Source organism: Streptomyces sp. LS1784 (assembly GCF_020103755.1).
In the GTDB taxonomy this organism is placed as follows: Bacteria; Actinomycetota; Actinomycetes; order Streptomycetales; family Streptomycetaceae; genus Kitasatospora.
This window is the reverse complement of record NZ_JAHSQD010000461.1, coordinates 1-6,665: the sequence shown is the minus strand read 5'-3', so window position 1 is coordinate 6,665 and position 6,665 is coordinate 1. Positions and strand designations below refer to the sequence as shown.

Sequence of the window (6,665 nt, the reverse complement as noted above, 5' to 3'; positions counted from 1 at the left end):
GCGGACGCCCCCGACGGCGCGGACCGGGCCGAGGCCGCACAGGCCCCGCGGGCCGCCGGCGCCCCCGCCGAGCTGGCCGGAATCCGCGCCTACCCGTACTACGTCTGGGACGCCCGCACCGGGCGGATCACCGGCGCCAGCTACGACGAGGCCGGCGAGTTCACCGGCAGCGGCAACGACGGGCGGATCAGCCCCTCCGGCCGCTACGCGGTCTACACCGTCTTCGAGGAGGGCGGCCGGCCCGGCTCGCACGGCCGGCACCAGGACGTCTACGTCCGCGAGCTCGCCACCGGCAAGACCACCAAGGTCGACAAGCCGCTGTCCGGCGCCACGAACATCGACTCCTCCTACGACCCCGTGATGCCGCTGAACGACCGCTGGGTGTACTTCACCTCCGATGTCGCCGACCTGGTGCCGGGCGACACCAACGGGCAGGCCGACATCTTCCGCCACGACCTGCGCAGCGGGCGCACCGAGCGGGTCACCCTCACCGAGGACGGCTCGCAGAGCACCACCTCCGCCTTCTTCCCGCAGGTCGACGCCGACGACACGACGCTGCTGTTCAGCGCCGAGGACGGCAACCTGGTGCCGGGCGTCGCCAACACCACCACGGACGTCTTCCGACGCCGCCTGTGAGCGTCTGACTCCCCTGGGGGATACGTCCGTTGACGTATTTCCCGGCGGGATCACGCCCGGCCGTTGACCAGCGGTCCTCCCGACGGTTGGCTCTGCGAAAGCCCGCCGCCGGGAGGGAGCCCGGCCGGGTGATCCCAGGGGAGGACGATCCATGACCACCGCACGCACCCGCCGCCGACTGGCCCGTACCGCCGCCGTCCTGGTGGCCGCCACCGTGGCCGGCGCCGCGATGCCCGCCGCCGAGGCCCGCCCGCCCAAGGGCGACACCGCCCGGGTCAGCGAGGGCTTCAAGGGCGAGCAGCTCAACGGCCAGTCGTCCGCGCTCGGACTGAGCAGTGACGGCCGCTCCGCGCTGTTCCGCTCCACCGCGACCAACCTGCTGCCCGTGGCCGGCACCCCGAACTCGGACGAGGTCTACGTCCGAGACCTGCGCAACGGCCACATCGAGCGGGCCAGCGTCGCCGACGACGGCTCCGCGCTGAACGCCGCCACCACGGACGCCTCGATCAGCGGCAACGGCCGCTACGTGGCCTTCAGCACCACCGCCACCAACGTCGTCCCCGGACAGCCTCGGCACGAGAGCGACGTCTTCGTCCGCGACCGCTGGACCGGCCGCACCGAGCTGATCACCGCCGCCGCCCTGCCGAGCGGCGACGACCAGACCATCCGCACGGCGGACAGCCCCACCCTCAGCTGGGACGGCCGGTACGTCGCCTACTCCTCCAGCCGCACGGACCTCGCCCCCGGCGTGAAGCGCGGCAGGAGCAACATCTACGTCACCGACCGCTGGACCCACACCACCCGGCTGGTCACCGTCGGCACGGAGGGCGAGGGCGCCGACAACAACTCTTTCACCCCGACGATCAGCGCCGACGGCTCCACCGTCGGCTTCACGTCCCGGGCCGGCAACCTGCTCCCGGGCACCCCGGCCGCGGATGACGGGTCGCCCCAGCTGACCGGGCCCCGCTACTACCCGTACTACGTCTGGAAGGCCGGCACCGGCACGGTCGTCGGCGCCAGCCTGGACGACACCGGAGAGCTGATCGGCGTCGCCCGCGACGGCCGGATAAGCCCGGACGGCCGCTACGCGGTCTACAGCATCCCGGTGTTCGTCGGCGGCTTCCCCGGCCCGAGCCACGGCAACCGGCTGGACGTGTACGTCCACGAGCTGGCCACCGGCAAGCTCACCAAGGTCAACACCGACCTGCCCGGCACCACCACGAAGTGGTCCTCCTCCAACGGCGTCATGACGCTCGACGACCGCTGGGTCTACTTCGACTCCAGCGCCGACAACCTGGTCCCCGACGACACCAACGACGCCGGCGACGTGTTCCGCCGCGACCTGTGGACCGGCCGGATCGAACGGATCAGCCTCACCCGGGACGGCAGGCAGAGCACCGCCTCCTCCTACGGCCCGTACGTGGACGCCACCGGCGACACGGTGATCTTCGACGCCTCCGACGGCGACCTGGTGCCGGACGACACCAACAACCGGCTGGACGTCTTCCTGCGCCGCCTGTGATGGCCTGATTCCCTTGCCGCATACGTCCGTTGACGTATTTTTCGCCGAGATCACCCGCAGCCGTTGACCACCGGCCCTCCCGACGATTGGCTCACCCGAAAAGCCCGTCGCCGGGAGGGAGCCCGGCCGGGCGATCAGAGGGGGAAGACCTCATGACCCGTACCACCCGGACGACCCACAACCGGTGGCTGTCGGGCGGCGGCAGCGTCCTGGCCGCGGCCGCCGTGCTCGCCGTCACCGCCGCCCCGGCCCAGGCCGCCCCGGTGCCGCGCGGCACCGTCCAGGTCAGCGTCGGACTCAACGGCGCCGCGCCCGACAACCAGTCCTCGGCCCAGGGCATCAGCGCGAACGGCCGCTACGCCCTGTTCACCTCCTGGGCCACGAACCTGGTCGAGCAGCCCGCGCTGGGCGGGCGCGACGCCTACGTGAAGGACCTGCGCACCGGCCGCACCGAGCGGGTCGACCTGTCCGACTCCGGCGAGGTGCTGAACGGCTGGACGGAGCAGGCCGCGATCAGCGGCAACGGCCGCTACGTCGCCTTCGAGAGCAACGCCGACAACGTGGTGCCCGGCATGCAGGTCAAGGGGCGCACCGAGGTGTACGTCCGGGACCGGAGGACCGGCCGCACCGAGCTGGTCAGCGGCGGGCTCACCAGCACCGACACCGACCGGTTCCACTACTCGTACGCGCCCTCGATCAGCGCCGACGGCCGGTACGTGGCCTACGTGTCCTCCCGGACCGACCTGGACCCGACCGTCGTGGACCCCGATCCCGCGCCCTCGCTGGCCAGGCCCTACACCTGGAAGATCAACGTCTACCTCACCGACCGCCGGACCCACACCACCCGGCTGGTCTCCCGCGACGCGAACGGCAGGCCGGGCGAGAGCACGTCCATCCGCCCCACGATCAGCGCGGACGGCCGCACCATCGGCTTCGGTTCCCTCTCCAGCCTGCTGCCGGACGATCAGACCCCCGGCCTCGCCGCCGCGGCCACCGCCTCCGCCGACGTGGAGCTCACCCCGAGCGCCGCCGAGGCCGCGCGCCGCAGCGTCCCGGAAGCCGTGGCGCAGCCGAGCCTGGCCCGACCGACGGCCGCCCCCTACTACACCTACGACGTACGGTCCGGGAAGCTCACCGCCGTGAGCGCGGGCCTCGACGGACAGATCGGCAGCTCCAGCTTCGAGGCGACGATCAGCCCCGACGGGCGGCGCGCGATCTACACCCTGGCCGAGCCCGGCGGCTCGACCAACGGCCACCGCTACCACACCGTGCTCTACGTACGGGATCTGCGGACGGGCGTCGTGACGAAGGTCAGCGGCGGCCTGCCCGGCACCAGCTCGGTCGGCTCCTCCGACCACGGCTCGATCACCGCCGACAACCGCTGGATCTACTTCGAGTCCGCCGCCGACAACCTGGTGGCCGGCCCGCAGCACCCGGGCTGGGACGTCTACCGCCAGGACCTGCGCACCGGCCGCACCGAGCGGGTGTCCAACGCCCCGGACGGCTCGTTCGGCAACGGCTCGTCGAGGGACCCGATCGTGGCCGCCTCCGGCCGGACCGTGCTGTTCGACTCGACCAGCGGCAACCTGGTCGCCGGCGCCAACGGCCCGGCGGCGAGCGAGAACTCCCAGGTCTTCGCCAAGCCCGTCGGCTCCCACCAGGGCATCGACGGCGACCAGGGCGACGACGAACAGGACGAGGACGGCGACGAACAGTAGCCGGAACCACGACGGGGGCGGGACGTCGGCCGGGCCGACGTGCCGCCCCCGAAGCGGGAGGGTGGGGCAGGTGGTTGGTGTGCCGTGCGGCGGAGGCGGATCGACTCACCTCCGCCGCACGGCGGTTGTGAGCCCGTGGGCCGGTCCGGTTCCGAGCGGTCCGGCCCACGGGCAGTCCGGGTGGGGGTCAGCCCTCCAGCTCGGCGCGCGCGTCCACGAAGGCCGCGACGGCGCGCTCGACGTCCTCGGTGGAGTGCGCCGCGGACAGCTGCACCCGGATCCGGGCCTGGCCGTGCGGCACCACGGGGTACGAGAAGCCGATCACGTACACGCCGCGCTCCAGCAGCAGTTCGGCGAGCCGGCCGGCCTTGGCCGCGTCGCCGATCATCACCGGGGCGATCGGGTGGTCGCCGGGCAGGATCTCGAACCCGGCCTCGGTCATCTTCGTGCGGAACAGCGCGGTGTTGGCCGCCAGCCGCTCGCGCAGCTCGTTGGACTTCTCGACCAGGTCGAGCACCTTGAGCGAGGCGGCCGCGATCACCGGGGCCAGCGAGTTGGAGAACAGGTACGGGCGGGAGCGCTGGCGCAGCAGGGCGACGATCTCCCGGCGGGCCGCGACGTAGCCGCCGGAGGCGCCGCCGAGGGCCTTGCCGAGGGTGCCGGTGATGATGTCCACGCGGTCCATCACGCCGTGCAGCTCGGGGGTGCCGCGGCCGTTCGCGCCGACGAAGCCGACGGCGTGCGAGTCGTCCACCATGACCATGGCGTCGTAGCGGTCGGCCAGGTCGCAGATCTCGCGCAGCGGGGCGACGTAGCCGTCCATCGAGAAGACGCCGTCGGTGACGATCAGGCGGCGGCGGGCGTCCCGGGTGTCCTGGAGCTGCTTCTCCAGGTCGGCCAGGTCGCGGTTGGCGTAGCGGTGGCGGCGGGCCTTGCTGAGCCGGATGCCGTCGATGATGCTGGCGTGGTTCAGCGCGTCGGAGATGACGGCGTCGCGGTCGTCCAGCAGGGTCTCGAAGACACCGCCGTTGGCGTCGAAGCAGGAAGAGTAGAGGATCGTGTCCTCCTGGCCGAGGAAGGCCGAGAGGCGGTCCTCCAGCTCCTTGTGGACGTCCTGGGTGCCGCAGATGAAGCGGACCGAGGCCATTCCGTAGCCCCAGCGGTCCAGGGCGTCCTTGGCGGCGGCGAGCACCTCGGGGTGGTCGGCCAGGCCGAGGTAGTTGTTGGCGCAGAAGTTCAGCACCTCGCCCGGGCGGCCGCCGGCGGTGACGGTGACCGCCGCGCTCTGCGGGGTGCCGATCACCCGCTCGGGCTTGAACAGGCCGGCCTCGCGGATCTCGTCCAGGGTGGTGGCGACGTCGGCGCGCACGTTGTCGAACACTGCGGTCTCCTTGGCAGTTCGGCGGGAGCAGTTCGGCGGGGCTGAGTCGGGCTCAGACCGTCCAGTCGAGGATGATCTTGCCGCAGTTGCCGCTCGCGGCGTCGTCGAAGGCGGCCTCGAAGTCGGTGGCGGGGTAGCGGCCGGTGATCACCGGGCTGAGGTCCAGGCCGCCCTCCAGCAGCACGGACATCGCGTACCAGGTCTCGAACATCTCGCGGCCGTAGATGCCCTTGATGGTGATCATCGAGGTGACGATCGAGGCCCAGTCCACCGGGAACTGCTCGGCGGGCAGGCCGAGCATGGCGATCTTCCCGCCGTGGGTCATGTTGGCGATCATCGACTGCATCGCCTCGGGGCGGCCGGACATCTCCAGGCCGACGTCGAAGCCCTCGCGCAGGCCGAGCTTCTGCTGGCCCTCCTCGATGGTGTGCTGGGAGACGTCGAGCGCCAGCGTCACGCCGACCTTGCGGGCCAGGTCGAGGCGGTACGGGGAGACGTCGGTGATCACCACGTGGCGGGCGCCGGCGTGCTTGGCGACGGCGGCGGCCATGATGCCGATCGGGCCGGCGCCGGTGACCAGCACGTCCTCGCCGATCAGCGGGAAGGACAGCGCGGTGTGCACGGCGTTGCCGAACGGGTCGAAGATCGCGGCCACGTCCAGGTCGACCGGCACCCGGTGCACCCAGACGTTGGAGGCGGGCAGCGCCACGTACTCGGCGAAGGCGCCGTCGCGGTTGACGCCCAGGCCGATGGTGTTGCGGCACAGGTGGCGGCGGCCGGCCAGACAGTTGCGGCACTTGCCGCAGACCAGGTGACCCTCACCGCTGACCAGGTCGCCGACCGCGATGTCCGCGACGCCGGCGCCGATCTCGGCGACCTCGCCGACGAACTCGTGGCCGAGCACCAGCGGGGTCCTGATGGTCTGCTGGGCCCAGCCGTCCCACTTGCGGATGTGCAGGTCGGTGCCGCAGATGCCGGTCCGCAGCACCTTGATCAGCACCTCGCCGGGGCCGATCTCGGGCATGGGGACGTCCATCAGCCAGAGCCCGGGCTCGGCCTGCTGCTTGACGAGTGCCTTCACGGCGGCTCCTGACGTGCGGGTGGGACGGCCTGCGGGTTCGGGGGCAGGCCGAGGGGGCCCGGTTCGGCCGCTCGTGACCGACGCGCTCCGGGCAGGCAGAAATCTGCCTGGTCGGAGCGGGTGCGGTCCATCGAGGAATTCTTAAGGGCGGCCACAGCTGGGCTGAACGATCGTGCCCGAGCCGCGGCCGACGACGGGTGCGGCGTGCCGGTGCTCACCCGTCCGGCCGAGCGCGGGGCGGCCGCCACGACACCGGCCGCCGGCCTCCCGGAGTGCCCGACCAGGGCCTGCCGGCCCGGCGGGGCACCCGGCTGACGGTGCTCCCGT

At 72.3% G+C, this 6,665-nt stretch carries 5 protein-coding genes; 3 read left to right on the top strand and 2 right to left on the bottom strand.

What is annotated here, in order from left to right:
• The 3 genes from KS423_RS34610 to KS423_RS34600 form a co-directional block, all read left to right on the top strand.
• The coding region (locus KS423_RS34610) for a TolB family protein (protein WP_374120079.1) at positions 1–636 on the top strand (636 nt) is incomplete at its 5' end.
• Positions 637–787: 151 nt separating this feature from the next.
• Positions 788–2,158, top strand: a complete 1,371-nt coding sequence (locus tag KS423_RS34605; RefSeq protein WP_224283718.1) for a hypothetical protein — start codon at positions 788–790, stop codon at positions 2,156–2,158.
• A 152-nt stretch (positions 2,159–2,310) separates the two neighbouring features.
• The gene (locus KS423_RS34600; RefSeq protein ID WP_224283717.1) at positions 2,311–3,876 is read left to right on the top strand and encodes a hypothetical protein; all 1,566 of its coding nucleotides are present in this window, start codon (positions 2,311–2,313) and stop codon (positions 3,874–3,876) included.
• A gap of 187 nt (positions 3,877–4,063) precedes the next feature.
• Here the strand turns inward: KS423_RS34600 and KS423_RS34595 are convergent, their stop codons facing one another.
• A complete protein-coding gene (locus KS423_RS34595; RefSeq protein ID WP_224283716.1) occupies positions 4,064–5,257 on the bottom strand; it encodes a glycine C-acetyltransferase in 1,194 nt (397 codons plus the stop codon).
• 52 nt (positions 5,258–5,309) lie between these two features.
• A complete protein-coding gene (gene tdh, locus KS423_RS34590; RefSeq protein ID WP_224283715.1) occupies positions 5,310–6,338 on the bottom strand; it encodes an L-threonine 3-dehydrogenase in 1,029 nt (342 codons plus the stop codon).
• Positions 6,339–6,665 lie beyond the last annotated feature (327 nt).